This window comes from Pseudomonas versuta (assembly GCF_001294575.1).
Lineage (GTDB): Bacteria > Pseudomonadota > Gammaproteobacteria > Pseudomonadales > Pseudomonadaceae > Aquipseudomonas > Aquipseudomonas versuta.
In genome coordinates, this window is sequence record NZ_CP012676.1 from 1,282,040 (window position 1) to 1,300,285 (window position 18,246).

Annotated in this window: 17 protein-coding genes; 9 read left to right on the forward strand and 8 right to left on the reverse strand. The window is 58.1% G+C overall.

Translation table 11 applies throughout. The features are described from left to right. Positions 1-14 precede the first annotated feature (14 nt). Complete coding sequence (gene glgA, locus AOC04_RS05805) at positions 15-1,583, reverse strand: glycogen synthase GlgA (protein ID WP_060691564.1); 1,569 nt, start codon at positions 1,581-1,583, stop codon at positions 15-17. Positions 1,584-1,981: 398 nt separating this feature from the next. After that, a complete protein-coding gene (locus tag AOC04_RS05810) occupies positions 1,982-2,428 on the reverse strand; it encodes a DUF411 domain-containing protein (RefSeq protein ID WP_060691565.1) in 447 nt (148 codons plus the stop codon). Between the two features lie 176 nt (positions 2,429-2,604). On the opposite strand from AOC04_RS05810, the gene AOC04_RS05815 reads away from it, so the two are divergent. Together AOC04_RS05815 and AOC04_RS05820 are read left to right on the forward strand one after the other, a co-directional pair. Beyond that, entirely contained in the window at positions 2,605-3,390 is a 786-nt protein-coding gene (locus AOC04_RS05815; protein WP_060691566.1) for an AraC family transcriptional regulator, read from the forward strand. An 84-nt stretch (positions 3,391-3,474) separates the two neighbouring features. Further along, positions 3,475-4,434 carry a quinone oxidoreductase family protein gene (locus tag AOC04_RS05820; RefSeq protein WP_060691567.1) on the forward strand — a complete coding sequence of 320 codons (960 nt, stop codon included), beginning with the start codon at positions 3,475-3,477 and terminating at the stop codon, positions 4,432-4,434. A gap of 88 nt (positions 4,435-4,522) precedes the next feature. Here the strand turns inward: AOC04_RS05820 and AOC04_RS05825 are convergent, their stop codons facing one another. Both AOC04_RS05825 and AOC04_RS05830 read right to left on the reverse strand, forming a co-directional pair. Further along, positions 4,523-5,194 carry an HD domain-containing protein gene (locus AOC04_RS05825; RefSeq protein ID WP_060691568.1) on the reverse strand — a complete coding sequence of 224 codons (672 nt, stop codon included), beginning with the start codon at positions 5,192-5,194 and terminating at the stop codon, positions 4,523-4,525. Positions 5,195-5,226: 32 nt separating this feature from the next. Then, on the reverse strand, positions 5,227-5,757 hold the full coding sequence (locus AOC04_RS05830) for a DUF4946 domain-containing protein (RefSeq protein ID WP_060691569.1): 531 nt from the start codon (positions 5,755-5,757) through the stop codon (positions 5,227-5,229). A gap of 227 nt (positions 5,758-5,984) precedes the next feature. On the opposite strand from AOC04_RS05830, the gene AOC04_RS05835 reads away from it, so the two are divergent. The 5 genes from AOC04_RS05835 to rfaD all read left to right on the forward strand — a co-directional run bounded on the left by AOC04_RS05835 (position 5,985) and on the right by rfaD (position 12,691). Then, positions 5,985-7,262, forward strand: coding sequence for a serine/threonine transporter (locus AOC04_RS05835; protein ID WP_060691570.1), 1,278 nt, complete (start codon positions 5,985-5,987; stop codon positions 7,260-7,262). Positions 7,263-7,414: 152 nt separating this feature from the next. Beyond that, positions 7,415-7,939 carry a sigma-70 family RNA polymerase sigma factor gene (locus tag AOC04_RS05840; protein WP_060691571.1) on the forward strand — a complete coding sequence of 175 codons (525 nt, stop codon included), beginning with the start codon at positions 7,415-7,417 and terminating at the stop codon, positions 7,937-7,939. After that, on the forward strand, positions 7,936-8,931 hold the full coding sequence (locus tag AOC04_RS05845; protein ID WP_082363656.1) for a FecR domain-containing protein: 996 nt from the start codon (positions 7,936-7,938) through the stop codon (positions 8,929-8,931). Before AOC04_RS05840 ends, AOC04_RS05845 begins: the two co-directional genes overlap by 4 nt. Positions 8,932-9,088: 157 nt before the next feature. After that, a complete protein-coding gene (locus tag AOC04_RS05850; RefSeq protein WP_060691572.1) occupies positions 9,089-11,536 on the forward strand; it encodes a TonB-dependent siderophore receptor in 2,448 nt (815 codons plus the stop codon). 165 nt (positions 11,537-11,701) lie between these two features. Then, a complete protein-coding gene (rfaD, locus tag AOC04_RS05855; RefSeq protein WP_060691573.1) occupies positions 11,702-12,691 on the forward strand; it encodes an ADP-glyceromanno-heptose 6-epimerase in 990 nt (329 codons plus the stop codon). Between the two features lie 71 nt (positions 12,692-12,762). Here rfaD and tal read toward each other — a convergent pair whose 3' ends face one another. From tal to ccoN, 3 genes are all read right to left on the reverse strand, one after another. After that, positions 12,763-13,686 carry a transaldolase gene (gene tal / locus AOC04_RS05860; RefSeq protein WP_060691574.1) on the reverse strand — a complete coding sequence of 308 codons (924 nt, stop codon included), beginning with the start codon at positions 13,684-13,686 and terminating at the stop codon, positions 12,763-12,765. A gap of 155 nt (positions 13,687-13,841) precedes the next feature. Further along, a complete protein-coding gene (locus AOC04_RS05865) occupies positions 13,842-14,072 on the reverse strand; it encodes a hypothetical protein (RefSeq protein WP_060691575.1) in 231 nt (76 codons plus the stop codon). Positions 14,073-14,133: 61 nt separating this feature from the next. Continuing rightward, positions 14,134-15,561 carry a cytochrome-c oxidase, cbb3-type subunit I gene (gene ccoN, locus AOC04_RS05870; protein WP_060696882.1) on the reverse strand — a complete coding sequence of 476 codons (1,428 nt, stop codon included), beginning with the start codon at positions 15,559-15,561 and terminating at the stop codon, positions 14,134-14,136. 314 nt (positions 15,562-15,875) lie between these two features. Here ccoN and AOC04_RS05875 point away from each other — a divergent pair, with 314 nt between their 5' ends. After that, the gene (locus AOC04_RS05875) at positions 15,876-16,547 is read left to right on the forward strand and encodes a DUF3313 domain-containing protein (RefSeq protein WP_060691576.1); all 672 of its coding nucleotides are present in this window, start codon (positions 15,876-15,878) and stop codon (positions 16,545-16,547) included. 63 nt (positions 16,548-16,610) lie between these two features. Here the strand turns inward: AOC04_RS05875 and AOC04_RS05880 are convergent, their stop codons facing one another. Then, positions 16,611-17,402: a hypothetical protein gene (locus tag AOC04_RS05880; protein WP_060691577.1), complete on the reverse strand. Its 792-nt coding sequence runs from the start codon at positions 17,400-17,402 to the stop codon at positions 16,611-16,613. A gap of 250 nt (positions 17,403-17,652) precedes the next feature. Between AOC04_RS05880 and tpx the strand changes: the two genes are divergently transcribed. Continuing rightward, on the forward strand, positions 17,653-18,153 hold the full coding sequence (gene tpx, locus AOC04_RS05885) for a thiol peroxidase (RefSeq protein ID WP_060691578.1): 501 nt from the start codon (positions 17,653-17,655) through the stop codon (positions 18,151-18,153). The last annotated feature ends 93 nt before the right edge of the window (positions 18,154-18,246 follow it).

An 18,246-nucleotide genomic window follows, 5' to 3' on the forward strand; every position in this document is an offset into this window, starting at 1 on the left:
CGATTAAGGCCTCTTCAAGATTTTCCGGCGTTGCTCTGAGACGTGCTCACCAATTGTTCGTACAGCTCGGCATAGGGTTCCACTGCCTTGCACCAGTTGAACGGTGCGGCCATGGCGCGGCAGCGCATGGCGTTAAGCAGTCCGGGGTAAGCAAAGACCTTGAACGCACGGCGCAGGGCCTGTTCATAGCTTTCTACGGTGGATTCATCAAACAGGAAGCCGGTGACCCCGTCTTCTATGGTGTCGGCCAGGCCGCCGGTGTTGCGTGCCACGGGCAGAGAGCCGAAGCGTTGCGAGTACATCTGGCTCAAGCCGCAGGGCTCGTAGCGAGAAGGCATCAATAAGAAGTCGCTGCCGGCGAACATGCGCCGGGCATCGGTTTCGTTAAAGCCGATGCGCACGCTGACATGTCCCGGAAAGCGCTGGGCCAGTTCACGCATGGCCTGTTCTGCTTCAGGCTCGCCACGCCCGATGATGCAAATCTGCCCGCCCGAAGCGACGATAAACGCCGCCACGGCTTCAGTCAGGTCCAGCCCTTTTTGGTACACCAGGCGCGACACCACGGCGAACAAGGGGCCTTTGGACGGTTTGAGGCCAAACAGGTTGCGCACGTGATCTGCGTTCAGGGCCTTGCCTTTCCAGTCGCCCATGCTGAACGGGGCGATCAGGTGCGGATCGGTAGACGCTTCCCAGCTTTCATCAATGCCGTTGGGGATACCGCTGAGCAGGCCTTGCTGGGTTTTGCTGGCGAGGAATCCGTCCAGCCCGCAACCAAAGGCCGGGGTGGTGATTTCTGCGGCATAGGTGGCACTGACGGTGGTGATATGGCTCGAATACGCCATGCCGGCCTTGAGGAACGACAATTTTCCATAGAACTCCATGCCGTCCTGTTGCAGGGCATGGTCCGGAATCGCCAGCTCGGGGCAGCAGGCCCGGCTGAACACCCCCTGATAAGCCAGGTTATGGATGGTGAACAATGTGGGGGTGCTCTGGCCGCGCCAATGCATATAGGCCGGCGTCAGCCCGGCTGGCCAGTCGTGAGCGTGTACCAGGTCGGGCTGCCAGTGGATTTGCGCCAGGTTGGCTGCAATATCGGCCGCTGCCAGGCCCAGACGGGCAAAGCGGATATGGTTGTCCGGCCAGTCACGACCATTATTGGCGCCATACGGGCTCCCTTCGCGCTCATACAGTTCGGGGCAGATCAGCACATAGATGACCAGCCCGTCTTTCAAGTCCATGCGTCCGATTTTGCAGGCGGGCAAGGCTGCATGCCCGCTGAGTTCACCGATGACATGAATCGGATTGTCACTGTTGAGCACCTGGCGATAGCCCGGAATCAATACCCGTACGTCATGCAGGTGGCGCATGGCCCGTGGCAGTGCAGCGGATACATCCCCCAGACCGCCGGTTTTAACCAGATCTGCCAGTTCCGATGTAACAAACAGAACTTTCTTTTTGTTGGGGTTGGCATTCCCTGCCGGCAGTACTGCCTTTCCCGCAGGACCTGAATCTGGCAGTGAAACCAGATTGGAGGCCTGGGGGGCAAGCCGATCATCTTGTTGAGGCGCAGCAGCACTGATCATGACTATCTCCCTTTATATTTATTGATTCACTTTTGTCTGGCCGGCAGGGAAACAAGCATTTCCACAGGGGGCGACATTTAACTCCGCATTAATAAATAAACGACGACTGATGGCTTGCAAGCGCAAGCGGCTGACAGATCGCTGCAAGGAATGCACCATAACCGGTGCCCCGCCTTTAACTTGACCTGTGCCTGATGCAGAAGGTTCGGTTTATTTAAGCGCGAAAATCAAGCGTCGTAATTGCGACAGCCTGCAGTGTAGGAGGGATGCACTAAGGCTGTATGACAGGTGTCATGAATAAGCGCTGTCAGAGGGAGATTCGGCTGAGCGGTAAGGTTTCGCAGACGTGCGGCCAGGCCTGCAAACGCACTCACTTGGTGCGTTTGCAGGCGTGCAGATCAATTTCCCGGATATTGCGCAACCACCTCATCGCGGCCGTCGTTACGCAGGCCTATCACCTGATAGGCATCCTTGCGATCGCCCATTTCCATACCCGGGGAACCCACCGGCATGCCCGGAACGGCAATGCCCTTGAGGTCATTACGTTTGGTCAAGGCCACCACCTGATCGGCCGGCACATGACCTTCCACGAACTTGCCGTTGATCATGCCGGTGTGGCATGAGGCCAGTCGCGGTTCAACGCCTGCCTGCTGTTTAAAACTGCTCATGTCCGCTTCTACATGGTCATTGACCTTGAAGCCATTGGCTTGCAGGTGGGAGATCCAGGTTTTGCAGCAGCCACAATTGGCATCGCGGTGAACATCGATAGTCAGTTGCTCGGCAGCCTGTGCCATGGAGGTCAGCAACAGGGCCGAAAGGGCGACAAGACGTAATGGGGTTTTCATCGGGTTCCTCTTTATCCAAAAAGTTTCAGTCTGAGTGACAGCTACTGTCAGGCAGCTGATAACAAGATGACGAATTTGTCAGGCAAGGGCAGTTCTGGCGCCATCAAGACTTCAGTCTGGTTGTCGGGCAATGGCTTGGCTACCATGGCTCCTCACTTTTCTGACGTTTACTGCTCATGGCGCTTGCAGCCCCGCCTGATTTGTCTGATCCCGCCGTGCCGGTACAGCCGTTGGCACGTACGTATCCGCGCGGTTTATACATTGATCCCCACGAGCATGAGTGGGGCCAATTGTTATATGCCATGTCTGGGGTGATGTGGGTCGATACCCCGCAGGAGGCACTGGCGGTTCCGCCGCAACGGGCGGTGTGGCTTCCACCGGGGGTGCCCCACGGGATTCGTGTGGTCTCGGACTTGCAGATGCGCAATATCTACTTGCCCCCGGCACTGGCCAGAACCCTGGACAGCACCGTGCAGGTCATCGAAGTCGGCCGGTTACTGCGCGAGCTGATTATTAATCTGGTGGAGCAAGCCGACGGGCAATCGCCTTACACCGAGGCAGTGCTCAAGCTGACCTTGCTCGAGTTGCAACGGGCGGGCCGTACCCTGCTCAGGGTGCCGCTGCCCGACACGGCTGATCGGCGTCTGTTGCACCTTTGCCAGTCGGTAATGGCCAGCCCGACCCTGGACATCTCCTTTGAACAGCATGCACAGCACGCCGGGGCCAGTGTTCGCACCCTGGCGCGGCTGTTTCAGATCGAGCTGGGCACAGGCTTTGCGCAATGGCGGCGTCAGGTGCAATTGGCCACCGCTGCTGCCGAGCTGATTCAGGGCACTGGCGTCAATCAAATCGCACACTCGTTGGGGTATTCGCCCAGCAGCTTTAGTGACATGTTCCGACGCGAGTTGGGTATGAGTCCTTCTTTATATGCCTGTCGCCAAGGGGGCGGGATCAAGGTTTGACCGATAGGCAGAAGCCTTTGGCCGGCTGGTGTCGTTTATCGGTCATACACTGGGGCCTTCAATCCACCACCCGAAGGGCCGAGCATGCACGCACTGCAATTTTCCACAACCGGTGACCTGGCCGCACTGAGCCTGGTTGAACTGCCCGCACCTGTAGCCGCTGCAGACGAGGTGCTGGTGCAGGTCAAGGCCGCTGGCCTGAACCCCAGCGATGTGAAGAATGTGCTGGGGCGTTTCCCCTACACCACTTTGCCGCGTATTCCGGGGCGAGACTTTGCCGGGGTCATTGTCGATGGCCCGGCAGCACTGGTAGGGCAAGAGGTGTGGGGCACCGGCAAGGAGCTGGGGTTCTATCGTGATGGTTCCCATGCCGGTTTTCTGGTCTTGCCGGTTGAAGGCGTAGCGCTTAAGCCCCGGTCCTTGAGCTTTGTTCAGGCCGCCAGCCTGGGCGTGCCCTACACCACGGCCTGGGATGCATTGCAACGCAGCGGTGTAGGCACTGACACCTGCTTGTTGGTGATTGGTGCCAACGGAGCTGTAGGCCGCGCGGCCATTGCGTTAGCGAAAGTACTTGGCGCCAGGGTGCTGGCGGCGGTACGTGGCCCGGAGCAGGCCCAGACATTGCGTGAGCAAGGCATCGAAGTGATTGTCCTGGGCAAGCCTGAAGACCTGGCTGCTCAGGTCAATTCAGTGTTTAGCGGTGGGGCTGAAGTCATCTTCGATACCACCGGTCACTGGCTGCCGGCGACCGTCGGGGCGCTGCGGGTTTTTGGCCGGGTCGCCTTCATTGCCGCGCCACTGGACGGCCACGTGCACTTGCCAGCATTGGCGCTATACCGCAAGGGCGGAACCTTGATCGGAGTCAACTCGCTGCTCTACAGCTGTGGCGAATGCGCCCGGATGCTTGATCAATTTGGCCAGTATTTCGACCAGGGCCTGCTGCCCGTACCCCACCCGCTGCAAGAAGCGCGATTGGCCGACGGGCTGGGCAGCTATGCGGAGGTCAATGCAGGAACCTGCGCCAAAGTGGTTCTGATCCCTTAGGTGGAATGTGTTGGTGAATCCCCTTGTAGGAGCGAGCTTGTCTCGCGAGCTTTTCAGCGCGGTATCGGCGATCTGGAACAGGGGCGGGTTAGGAGGGTTCGTTTATTGGCTGGCCGGTTATTTCATCCATGAATTCATGCAGGAAGCTTTCCAGGCGTTGATGTCTGATTGCAGCCAGGCGGGCGCCTTCCGGGGTTTGAAAGCCTGAGGCCAGCCTGAGCAGCTTGGTATGAAAGTGTTCGATGGTGAAACGCTTGTCTTGATACTCACGCCCGGTCGCCAGCGGGTTGGTGTAGTCATACAGCGCCGACCCCATTCTTCCCGAGACGTAAAAGCAACGGGCTACGCCGATCAGGCCGATGGCATCCAGGCGGTCGCTGTCCTGCAGGATTTTTGCTTCCAGGGTCGTGGGTATCAGGGCCGCGGAAAAGCTGTGGGTCTGCACGGCATGGGCCACGGCGTTCACTCTCGAATCCGGCCACGACAGGCCGTTCAGGATCCTCGCTGCCCTGTCAGCCGACAGGGTGGACGCCTGAGCCCGTAAAGGTGAGTTCTTTTCGACGGGCACACAGTCATGCAGGAGGGTGGCAGCCAGCAGGATTTCCGGATCCCCGCCTTCTTTGGCCTGGATTACTTGTGCATTGGTCCACACGCGGTGGATGTGCGACAGGTCGTGGGAGCCGTCCCCGTTGTCTTCCGGCAGGAAGGGAAGCAAGGTGTCGGCCAGCGCCTGAAAGGGGAAAAATGGCTGTTTGTTCACTGGGCAGATTCCGGTCTGGACAAGTACAGGGTTTATGGCGTCAGCCGCAGGCTGGCCCGTATCCCCAATACTTCAGCTTCGTTGACTTTGTAGCCATCGGCCGGGCCGGCGTAGGAAAGGGCGTAGGCATTGCTGTCATGGGTGGCGGCCACCAGCGTCTGGGTGATCACGTGGTTGCCGTTCTGGGTGATTTTGCAGGTGGTTTCCAATGCATCCAGGCCGCCCAGGGTGCTGCTGTGAATTTTGTTACAGGCGCTCTGATAGCCGGCACCGGCGAAATTCTTTTGCAACGTCTTGCGCATCTGCAGCAGCACCGCCTCCATGTTGACCTTGTGGTCAGGCGTCAATGTGGTCTGGGTCAGTTCCATCACCATTAACGGATCACCGTGGGGGTCATTTTTTACCGCCCGCTGGCGCTGGCCATTGTCATCGGGTGCAGGCGGCACGGCCTGAACCTCCCAGTCGCCGGGCCAGATGATCGTCAGGCTTTCGGCATTCGCCATCGGTAGGGAGAGGGCGGCCAGCAGTCCGATCAATGCGGTGTAACGGTGCGAAACAGTCATGGGCGACAGGCCTTCCGGGCAGTTTTTTGGCAGACATAGTGTATCAATTGGTTTCCAACTGTTGCTTTGACGCGACAGATGATTTTCACCGTTGCTCAGCTAAACCTTTGCTTCTTATGGCGAATCCCCCAGAATCGCGCCCTTCTTATGGTCGGGGCGTTGTCTGTAAGGTGTGTTTTGTCCGCCCCGGCCGCGTGGTAACGACCGGCTAGCGGAGATTCGACCGGATGAATGACCAGGCTAACAGCGTCGATGAACGCTTTGACGCGGCACCTGCGACCCTCAGTCGCTGGAGTCGTCATGACACTACCTGGATGCTGGGCCTGTTTGGCACGGCCATTGGCGCAGGTACTTTGTTTTTGCCCATCAATGCAGGGCTTGGCGGCTTTTGGCCGTTATTGATTCTGGCACTGCTGGCATTTCCGATGACGTTTTATGCTCACCGTGGGTTGACCCGTTTCGTACTCTCCGGACGCGAAGGTTCAGACATCACTGATGTGGTTGAAGAGCATTTCGGTCTACGGGCCGGTGCGCTGATCACGTTGCTGTATTTCTGTGCGATTTTTCCGATTCTGCTGATTTACAGCGTTGCCCTGACCAACACGGTCGGCAGCTTTATGCTCAATCAACTGCATATCACGCCGCCACCCCGGGCTATTTTGTCGCTGGTATTGATTCTCGGCCTGTTGGCCGTGGTGCGTTGCGGCGAACAGGCGATCGTCAAGGCCATGAGCATGATGGTCTATCCGTTCATTGTCGCGCTGTTGTTTTTGGCGGTGTTTCTGATTCCACACTGGAACGGCGGGATTCTGAGCACGGCGAGCACCCTGCCGGCGCCGTCAGCGTTGCTGCACACCTTGTGGCTGGCGATCCCGGTGATGGTGTTTTCATTCAACCACTCGCCGATCATTTCGGCCTTCGCCGTTGATCAGAAGCGCCGTTACGGCGCCAACGCTGATGAGCGCAGCTCGCAGATCCTATCCCGCGCCCACCTGTTGATGGTGGCCATGGTGCTGTTCTTCGTCTTCAGCTGCGTGCTCACGCTGTCACCTGAACAGCTGGCTGAAGCCAAGGCGCAGAACCTGTCGATCCTGTCCTACCTGGCCAATCATTTCAGCAACCCGACCATTGCCTTTGCCGCACCGTTGATAGCATTTGTGGCGATTGCCAAGTCGTTCCTGGGCCACTACATCGGCGCCAGTGAAGGCCTTAAAGGTCTGGTGTTGAAAACCGGCAAGCGCCCGGCAGAGAAAACCCTGGACCGCATGACTGGCGCATTCATGCTGGTGGTGTGCTGGGCAGTTGCCACGCTTAACCCGAGCATCCTGGGCATGATCGAAACCCTGGGCGGCCCGGTGATCGCGGCCATCCTGTTCCTGATGCCGATGTATGCCATTCGCCGCGTTCCGGCCATGCGCCAGTACTCGGGCAAGATCTCCAACGTGTTTGTCACTGCAGTTGGCCTGGTGGCTATTTCGTCGCTGGTGTATTCGCTGATTCCTTGATTGTGCCCCGTCTGTTGCCGCCGTCCTGTGCGGCATCAGGCGGGTGATTGGCCCTCGCAAGCCGCTCAAGGCTTGAGTCTGGCAGGCGCTGCGAATATGATTGCGACCCATTCCTATTCGTAATTGTTGCCCAGTACGCCCCGAGGGTTCCCGTGTCGCCATCCCCGTCGAACCCGTCGCTGTTGTATTCAGACGTTCACGCCCTCTATAGCGACCATCACGTCTGGCTGGTGAGCTGGTTGCGCCGGCGCCTGCGCGATACAGACAATGCTGCGGACATGGCGCACGACACCTTTCTTTATGTACTGGGCAAACCGGAGCAGGTTGCGCATTTGCGTGAGCCCCGCGCCTGGTTGAGCAGCATCGCCAAAGGCTTGCTGATTGACCGCTTTCGTCGCCAGCAAGTCGAGCGCGCCTATCTGGACGCCATCGCCAATTTGCCGGAGCAGGATGTGCCTTCGCCCCAGGAGCGCCTGATCCTTCTGCAAACCCTGACCCGCATTGATGCTTTGCTCGACGGCCTGAGGCCCAGGGTGCGGACTGCCTTCTTGCTGTCGCGCCTGGAAGGCCTTGGCTATCAAGCAATAGCCGGGCGCCTGGGGGTCAGCGTGAGTTCAGTGGAGAAGTACATGGCCACGGCTATCCGCCACTGTTTTCTGGCGCGTAACAGTCTTTGAGCCGCAGGGAAACCGGTGGCCCGGTACAGGTGACGTTCACCCCGCAGGTGCTCGATCAGGCGATCGAGTGGTTGGTCAAAACCGGGTCCGGAGAGGCGTCACCCCGGGTGTATACGAAGTGTGAGCAGTGGCGTGCTGCAGACGCCAGCCATGAGGCCGCCTGGCAAGCGCTGCAAGTCGCCGAATCGACCTTTCGCCAGGCCTCGACGCTGCCCGGCGGCGTGGCCCTCGAAACCCTGGCCGGGAGCGACCGGCTGCGCTCGCGCCGCCAGACCCTCAAAGTGCTTGGTTTAGGCCTGCTGGGGGCCGGGGCGGGCGGGTTACTGGTGCAACAACCCTGGCGCACCTTTGGCGCCGATTACACGACCGGCGTGGGTGAGCGAAGGCTGTTCAACCTGGCTGACGGTACGCGTTTGCAGCTCAATACCGACAGTGCTGCTGATGTGCTGTTCAGTGAGCAACAGCGGCTGGTGGTGTTGCGTGCTGGCGAGATCTTTATCCGCACGGGGGGCGATTCTGACTTTGCCCCGGGCCGTCGACCGTTTTGGGTGCAGACCCGTGAGGCGCAATTACAGGCCATCGGCACGGCTTTCGATGTGCGTCAGGAGTCAGCAGGCACGCGTCTGATGGTCGAAGAGGGAGTCGTGGCAGTGCATCGGCCCCATTCCGGGCCGCCGCTGTTGGTGCAGGCGGGCAGCGAGTACCTGATCGATGCGCGCTCGGCACAGTTACAGGTCTCGCCCGGGTTGTATGCCAGTGGCTGGGCGCGAGGAGCACTGGTGGCCAGGCAAATGTCCTTGCAAGACCTGGCGGGCGAACTGTCACGCTATCGCCATGGCTGGCTGAACTGCGATCCGGCTGTGGCGCAGCTGCGGGTCTCGGGCGTGTTCCAGCTCGAACACATTGATCTGGCGCTGGATAGCCTGAGCCAGTCGCTGGCGGTACGCATTGAACGCAGAACGCGTTTCTGGACGCGGATCGTGGCGGCCTGAGGAATCAGCTTGCTGGCGATGGGATCAGCTCAATCCTGCAGGCAAACCCGGATCGGCTTTATGGGAATAGGAATTAATCGCAAATTTATTTGCGGGTTTTTGGGCGTCCTTCGACAAACAGGGCATAGGACCATTTAATTGCAGGAGCCCCACGCCAATGTCCCGTGTTTTTCGCAACCTTCCTTTGTCGTCGCGCAACCGTTTAGCCATCGCCTTGCACGCCGTTTTACTGGGCAGTGGCGTGCTGACGGTCACGCAGCCGGTCACAGCCGCGCCTGTCAGCGCGCAACGCAGCTTTGATGTGCCTGCCAGCGATCTGCAGGAGTCGTTAAATATATTTGCCCAGCAGGCCAATATTTCCCTGCCTTACGACCCCGCGCTGGTGAATAACAAACAGGCTCCTGCCCTGAGGGGCCGATTTGATGTGGCGCAGGGCTTGCAACGCCTGCTCGGCGGTAGCGGCCTGACTGCCACCGAAAGCGCCGAGGGTGTGTGGACTCTGTACCCGCTGACGTCCGGCGGTGCTGGCGGGCAATTGCAACTGCAAGCCACCAGCGTAACGGGGCAGGTATTGGGTGCCACCACTGAAGGCAGCCATTCCTACACCACCGGGGAAACAAGGACCGCCACCAGGCTGGCGCTTTCGCCGCGAGAAACACCGCAATCGGTCACGGTCATCACCCGTCAGCAAATGACCGATCAAGGCTTGGGCAGCATCGCCCAGGTGCTGGGGCAAACCCCGGGGATCACGGTGGTGCATGACGATAGCGAGCGATTCAACTTCTACTCCCGTGGCTTCACCCTGGATAACTTTCAATACGACGGCGTGCCGACCTCGGATTTCACCACGAATACCAATGGCCTGGGCATGCGCGACATGGCGATTTACGACCGGGTTGAAGTGGTGCGCGGCGCAACAGGGTTGATGAGCGGGGTGGGCAGCCCGTCCGGCGCGGTGAACCTGGTGCGCAAGCGTCCAACCAAAGAGTTTCAGGGGTATGTGGCCGGCAGCGGCGGCTCCTGGGACCGCTATCGCAGTGAACTGGACCTGTCGGGCCCGCTTACTGAAAACGGTGCGGTGCGCGGCCGGATTGTCGCGGCCCGTGAAGATGGCCGCTCCTTTATCGATCGCTATTCCTCCACCAAGGATGTGTTTTACGGCATCGGCGAAGCCGACCTGAGCGATGACACCACCGCCTATGCGGGCATCGACTATCAACGCATCAACTCCAATGGCTCAAGCTTTGGTCAATTACCGCTGTATTACAGCGACGGCAGCCGAACCCACTTCAAGCGCTCGACCAATCCGGCGGCGAAATGGGCGTATGCCGACAGCGAAAGCACCAAATACTTTGCCGGGGTAGAACAGCGTTTTGCCAGCGACTGGCTGCTCAAGGTCGAGGCCAGCCACTGGAAAGGCAATACCGAACAGCTACAAGGCAACATCGTGGGCTGGGGGCCGTTCCCGGACAAAACCACCGGTCAAGCGCAGTTCATGAGCGGTACCAAAACCTTCGAAATAAACACGGACACCCTGGACGCCTATGCCACCGGGCCATTTGAGTTGTTAGGCCGCAGCCATGAGCTGGTGCTGGGGGTTAACGTCAGCAACCGCCGTACCGACTATCTGGCCATGAATGCCGATGATGTGACCATCAACTATCAAGACTGGAACAACGACGCGCCACGCCCTGCTGATTTAAGCCGCGGCTTGAAGCAAAGGTATAAAACCAGAGAGTCAGCGGCCTACGGCGCGTTGCGCTTGAAGCCCACGGATGATTTGTCGGTCATTCTCGGGACACGGGTGGTGGACTACGACCGCAAGGGGTCCATGACCTACAACGCCGAGCAAACAACGCCGACCACGGATAACTCGAAAACATCTGGAAAAATGATCCCTTACGCGGGCATCGTCTACGACCTGAATGAAAACCACTCGGTCTATGCCAGCTATACCGATATTTTCACCCCGCAAAGTTACTTTGACCGTGATGACAAAGTCCTGGCACCGATGACCGGCCAGAGCTATGAAACAGGATTGAAGTCGGAATATTTCGGCGGTGCCCTCAACACCAGCTTTGCACTGTTCCTGATCAAGCAGGACAACTACGCCCAATACGACGGCGTGCGCTCCAACGGCGAAGAGGCCTACAAGGCCATCAGCGGGACCAAAACCAAAGGCTTTGAGGCTGAAATCTCCGGCGAAATCATGAGCGGCTGGCAGTTGCTCGCGGGCTATACCTACGCCCAGCCACGGGACAAGGACGGCAAACGGATCAACAGTAACCACCCTGAGCAGTTGTTCAAGCTGGCGACCAGTTATCAGCTTGACGGCGACCTTAAAGACCTGACGGTCGGCGGTAATGTGGCGTGGCAAGGCTCGACCTACACCGAGCTGGATTCCTCGATCAAGGCTGATGCCAAGGAGGGCAGCTTCGCGGTGGTGGGCTTGATGGCCCGCTATGAGATCAACCGCAACCTCAGCGCTACGGTCAATCTCAACAACGTGTTCGACCGCGAATACCTCAGCGGTTACGGGCTGTATTCGACCTATTACTACGGCGATCCACGCAATCTGATGCTGGGGATGAAGTACAGTTTCTGACGCAATGCTTTGCGCTTTCTGTAGGAGCGAGTTCGCTCATGCGGTGAGCGGCATTCAGCTATGGTTGGTTCAGCCAGGCGGCTGCAGGCGCAACATCTGATCTGCGTCAAGACTGTCTGAGCGCACCGGCATAGGCTGAGCTCAACCCATGGGAGGTAGTGACTGATGAGCATCATCGTAACCGGGGCCGCCGGTTTTATCGGCAGCAACCTGGTGAAGGCACTTAACCGGCGCGGTGAGCGTGACATCATTGCCGTGGACGATCTGACTGAAGGCGACAAGTGCCGCAATCTGGCGGACTGTGATATCGAGGACTACATCGATAAACGCGAATTCGTGCATCGTTTTTCCAACCGTCAGTTGGGTGATATACGCGCCGTGCTGCATCAGGGCGCATGCTCCAGTACGGTTGAAAGTGACGGCCGGTTGATGATGGACAACAACTACCGTTTCAGCTGTGACGTGCTGCAAGCCTGCCAGGAGCAATCGACTGCTTTTATTTATGCCTCCTCGGCTGCGGTCTATGGCGCCAACCGGGATTTTCGCGAAGTTCGCGAGTGTGAGCGGCCGCTGAACGTGTACGCCTACTCCAAATTTCTCTTCGACCAGTACGTGCGCCGGCTACTGCCCAGGGCGCGCAGCCAGATTGTGGGTTTGCGCTACTTCAATGTGTACGGCCCGCACGAGCAACACAAAGGGCGAATGGCCTCGATGGTCTGGCATTGCTTCAACCAGTACCGCGAGCATGGTCATGTCGAGTTGTTTGGTGAATACGGCGGCTACCCGGCAGGCGGGCACATGCGCGATTTTGTCGCGGTGGAGGATGTGGTCAAGGTCAATCTGCACTGGCTCGATCACCCGCACACCAGTGGCATTTTTAACCTGGGTACCGGTGTAGCCCGTACGTTCAACGATCTGGCGCTGGCGACAATCAACTGTTTGCGTGGGGCAGCGGGGCGGCCGCCCTTGACCCTGGAAACGGCAGCCCTTGAAGGGGCGTTGCGCTATTTCGAATTCCCTGAAGAGCTCAAGAGCAAATATCAGGTTTACACCTGTGCCGACCTGAGTCAGTTGCGTGAGGCGGGGTATGGCGAGCCGATGGCGGGTCTGGAGGCGGGCGTGGAACGCTATTGCAGGAGTCTGCTGACTCGCTGAACACCCCTGTGGGAGCGGGCAAGCCCGCTCCCACAGGTTGTGTGCTGCTGCGCCTGCGGGAGAGGCGCGGGTTACTTGGCCGTTAACAATGCCTCGAGTTTTTCCTGGTCGCGGGCGAACTGGCGGATGCCCTCGGCCAGTTTCTCGGTGGCCATTGCGTCTTCGTTGGAGGCCCAGCGGAACTGCGCTTCGTTCAGGCTCTGGCGTGGCTCGCCCTGATGGCCCGGGCTCAATTTGCGCTCCAGTTGGCCTTGGTCCAGTGCCAGTTTTTCCAGCAGGTCCGGGCTGATGGTCAGGCGGTCGCAACCGGCCAGCTGTTCGATCTGGTTCAGGTTACGGAAGCTGGCACCCATGACCACGGTCTTGTAGTCATTGGCTTTGTAGTAGTTGTAGATGCGGGTCACGGACTGCACACCCGGATCATCCGACCCTGTGTAGTCAATGCCGGTGGATTTTTTGTACCAGTCGTAGATCCGGCCCACGAACGGCGAAATCAGGAACACCCCGGCATCGGCACAGGCAGCAGCCTGGGCAAACGAGAACAGCAGGGTCAGGTTGGTTTGAATGCCGTCATTTTCCAGTTTTTCAGCGGCACGGATGCCTTCCCAGGTCGAGGCAAGCTTGATCAGTACCCGGTCGCGGCCCACGCCGGCCTTGTCGTAAAGCTCGACCAGCTGGTTGGCTTTTTTCAGCAAGGCATATTCGTCGAACGACAGGCGGGCATCGACTTCGGTCGAAATACGGCCCGGAATGACCTTCAAGATACCGCTACCCACCGAGACCGCGAAGTGGTCGCAGGCCAGGCCAACATCACCGTTTGCGTGGGCGATGGCGTTTTTCAGCAGCTCGGCATAACCCGGCATGGCTGCGGCTTTAAGCAGCAGCGATGGATTGGTGGTGGCATCAACAGGTTTGAGGCGGGTAATCGCGTCGAGGTCGCCGGTGTCTGCGACCACGGTGGTGAACTGCTTGAGTTGTTCCAGCTTGGAAGTCATGAGCGTCTCTGTCGGAAAGGTATTAATGGCTGTACAGATTGAGTGCGTAGTCGATCAAAAGTTCGTTAAACCCAAGCTGGCAGAATGCCGCCGAACACCTTGGTTGTGCAACTGATCGTGCGATTTAATCTGTGCAAAGGGCCATTCTCCTCGATTCAGAGTTCCAGCGTGTACCGGTCTGGCTTGCGGCTTTGTGGCTCGCTCATCTGCACTGCGTTGATCTTTTTGCCCGTGGCGCGTTCAACCCGGCGCGCCACTTCAGGGTCATCGGCAAAGGGGATCAGGCTGGCCTCGTCGATATCGCTTTGGGTTTTATGTTTCAAACACCAGCTGATGGCGCAATAGAGGCTGATGACGGCTGCGCAATTGAGGGCTATTTCGATCATGTCCAGCGCTCCTTGTTGGATAGCACCCGGCGCAGGTCCGGCGACCTGCGTCGGGTGAGGGTCAAGCTATCTGTGCCGTCAGCTCGGCTTGCTTGAGGTTGGCCACGCGTACTGTCCGCCACACGTTCCAGCACATCAGCAGCATGCCGCTGAGGAAGAACAGCCCGCCCACCAGACGAACGACGTAGCCCGGGTGGCTGGCGGTCAACGACTCTACGAACGAATAGGTCAGGGTGCCGTCGTCGTTGATCGCGCGCCACATCAGGCCCTGGGTGATGCCGTTGACCCACATCGAGGCGATGTACAGCACGGTGCCGATGGTCGCCAGCCAGAAGTGCAGGTTGATCAGCCCAATGCTGTACATCTGCTCGCGGCCGAAGATCTTCGGAATCATGTGATAGAGCGCGCCGAAGGTGATCATCGCCACCCAGCCCAAAGCGCCGGCGTGGACGTGGCCAATGGTCCAGTCGGTGTAGTGGGAGAGGGCGTTGACAGTCTTGATTGCCATCATCGGCCCTTCAAAGGTCGACATGCCGTAGAACGCCAGGGACAGCACCAGAAACCGCAGGATCGGGTCGGTGCGCAATTTATGCCAGGCCCCCGAAAGGGTCATCATGCCGTTGATCATGCCGCCCCAGCTCGGGGCCAGCAGGATGATCGACATGGCCATGCCTAGCGACTGCGCCCAGTCAGGCAGTGCGGTGTAGTGCAGGTGATGGGGCCCGGCCCAGATATAGAGAGTGATCAGCGCCCAAAAATGCACAATCGAGAGGCGATACGAGTAGATCGGCCGGCCGGCCTGTTTCGGCACAAAGTAGTACATCATCCCGAGAAAGCCGGTGGTCAGGAAAAATCCTACTGCGTTATGCCCATACCACCACTGCACCATGGCGTCGGTGGCCCCGGCATACACCGGATAAGACTTGAACCAGTCCACCGGAATCGCCAGGTGGTTGACCACGTGCAGCATGGCAATCACCAGAATAAAGGCGCCAAAAAACCAGTTGCCGACGTAGATATGTCTGGTTTTGCGCTGCACCACGGTGGTGAAGAACACGATGGCGTAGACGACCCAGACCACGGTCAGCCACACGGCACCGGTGAATTCTATTTCTGCGTATTCCTTGGTTGTGGTGTAGCCCAGCGGCAGGGTGACCAGCATGATCACGATCACCGATTGCCAGCCCCAAAAGGTGAAGGCCGCCAGCTTGTCGGAGAATAACCGTACCTGACAAGTGCGCTGCACCGCGTAATAGCTGGCGGCAAACTGTGCGCTGCCGGCAAAGCCGAAAATCACCAGGCTGGTGTGCAGGGGTCGCAGGCGGCCGAAGGTGGTCCAGGGCAGGTCCAGATTCATTTGCGGCCAGACCAGTTGCGAGGCGATCCACACCCCCATGGCCATGCCGACCACGCCCCATACTACCGTCATGATGGCGAATTGGCGGACGACCTTATAGTTATAGGCCTGCCCGTTTAGTGCTGTGCTCATGCTCAAGTCTTCCACGGTTCAAAGTCCTGCCAGGCCTGGTGGTCTGGCGCTGGATGAACTCTAGGAAGTTGGCGAGAAACAAAACAGATTCAGGGGGATAGAATTAATACGGAGCAGATTTCAATGCACATTTGAACGTTTTTTTAGAATCTGATCTGGTTTTTTTTTGGAATTGAATATTTTTTTTCTTCTGAGCTGTGCAGTTTTAGAGCTGACACCATGGAATATTGATCTGCGAGGCAGCGATTTTTCGCGGGGTTAGCTATACCTACACTCCGTACATATAAAGTTACGTCCTCACCAGGAGCTACAGCATGAAGCTTGGACTTATGATCGGTACGTTGTGTATTGCCTCAATCGGGGTAGTCGGTTGTGCAAGCAAGGTCCAGCAGCCGGATGAATACTCCGGTTTTTTGAAGGATTACAGCCGTCTTAAAGAAGCCAAATCGCCTTCGGGTGCTGAAGTAATGCGCTGGATCGATCCAAAGCTGAATGTGAACAAGTACACCAGCGTCTATATCGAGCCAAGCCAGCTCTACCCGGCGCCGAAACCGACGGAGAAGATCCCGCAAAGCACTTTGAACGGCATCACCAGCTACTACGATCAAGCGCTCAAGCGTGAACTCAGCAAGTCATTGCCCTTGGCCAGTGCCCCCGGGCCGGGCGTAATTGTGCTGCGGCCAGCGATCACTGCCGTGAGCAGCGAGACCGAGAGCCTGGCACCTTACGAATATATTCCGGTAGCGCTGGTGGCGGCTGCGGTCAGTACTGCGTCGGGTATCCGCGATCAGGAAACCCAGCTGGCAACCGAAGCCGTGTTTATTGACGGGCAAAGCCAGGACGTTGTAGCGCAGGTGGTGCGCAAAGGCATCGGCAAGCCGCTGGCGAACAGCAGCCAGCAAATGAAGCCCGATGATGTGAAAAAAGTGATTGATGGCTGGGCATCAGACGTTCATCAGTCGTATCTGAAGATCAAGAATCAGTAAAAACCCCGCGCTGTAACTAAAAACACCCCGGCTTGCCGGGGTGTTTTCGTATCAGCCCGTTATTTACTTGCCGAAGGTGACGTTAATCCCGGCAAACAGGGTGAATTGCGGCAAGTCATCGCCTTTGCGTTCTACGGTCCATTGCGGTTCAACGTAGGCGTTGAGGATGTTGCTCCCGGCTTTCCACGCCTTGCCGATACCCAGCCCTACAGGGATGTAGTGGGTGTTGTTTTTCAGGTCGTAGGTCCAGGTGCCGGTGGAGCGCAAATACCAGCCCTTTGGCAGGTTATGGATGATGAACGGCTGGAAAGTGGCGCTCTCGACATGCTGACGATCACTGTCGCCGGCGAACGAACTTTGGTACTGCACCAGAGCCCCCAGCAGGCCACGTGGTGAAGCGTCGATGGCAACTGCGGCCAGGCCTGCTTGCCACTTGCCGGTGCCCAGTTCGTCATGTTCGGCCGTTGGCGCCGTAATTTGCGGGCCGATGCCCAACTGCACACCGTCGGTTTTGAGGAGGAAAATGTCGAACAGGTTGAGATCGCCGATGCCCGTGCTGTAACCACTTTTGGGGTCAGGCCGGGTGCTGATCGGCAGGGTGGCGCGCAACAGTTGCGGTACGCCGATAAAATCGCTCGGTGCTACCGGTAGCGTGCCACGCAGCAGGGCATCATTAGTGTGGATGTTGCTGTCGTACACCTGGGGGGTGTAATAGTCCTGCAGGTTCATGCCCGGTGCCAGGTTCAGCGGGTTGTTACTTTTGTTGGCTATATCGGGGTTATCTGCCAGAACTGCAGTGGCCGGCGCCAGAGCGAAAGTCAGTAAAAGTCCAGAAGCAAGGCGTGTGTTCGACATGAATGTCCAATTCCCTGGAGGTTTTGAAAAGCAGGCTGAATCTGAACGCTAGCAGCTGATTGCAGCATCGCCACTTCCCGGACGTTTGCGACTGCTTTTTGTTTGAGGTTGGGCCTCGGTTGGCTTTTTCATTATTGGCACAGCCTTTTTGTAACCATGGCCATGACAATTTACGTGCGGGCCGTAGGTCGGCTGCCTGATTCGTGTTTAACTTCGGCCTCTTCAAAAACCGTTAAGAAGGACATCGTTCATGGCTCAAGTGACGCTTAAAGGCAACCCTGTTCAAGTCAAAGGCGAACTGCCAGCAGTAGGTTCCAAGGCGCCGGCGTTTTCGCTGGTAGCAGGTAATTTGTCCGATGTGACATTGGCCAGCCTTGCGGGTAAACGCAAAGTGCTGAACATCTTCCCGAGCGTTGATACTCCGACCTGCGCGACTTCGGTGCGCACGTTCAACGCCAAGGCCAACGAACTGGCCAACACCGTGGTGCTGTGCATCTCGGCTGACCTGCCGTTTGCCCAGGCCCGTTTCTGCGGTGCCGAAGGTCTGGAAAACGTACAGAACCTGTCGACCCTGCGCGGTCGTGAGTTCATCGAGAACTACGGCGTGGCAATCGCTGATGGTCCGTTGGCTGGTCTGACTGCCCGCGCGGTAGTCGTGCTGGACGAAAACGACAACGTGCTTTACAGCGAGCTGGTTAAAGAAATCGCTGAAGAGCCGAACTACGAAGCAGCACTGGCTGCTTTGAAGTAAGTCGCACCGCTACTAAAAAAACGGCCCGGCATTTATTGCCCGGCCGTTTTTTTGTGGGCTGCTACAAATAACTCTGCAGGCGTGGAGCCCGGC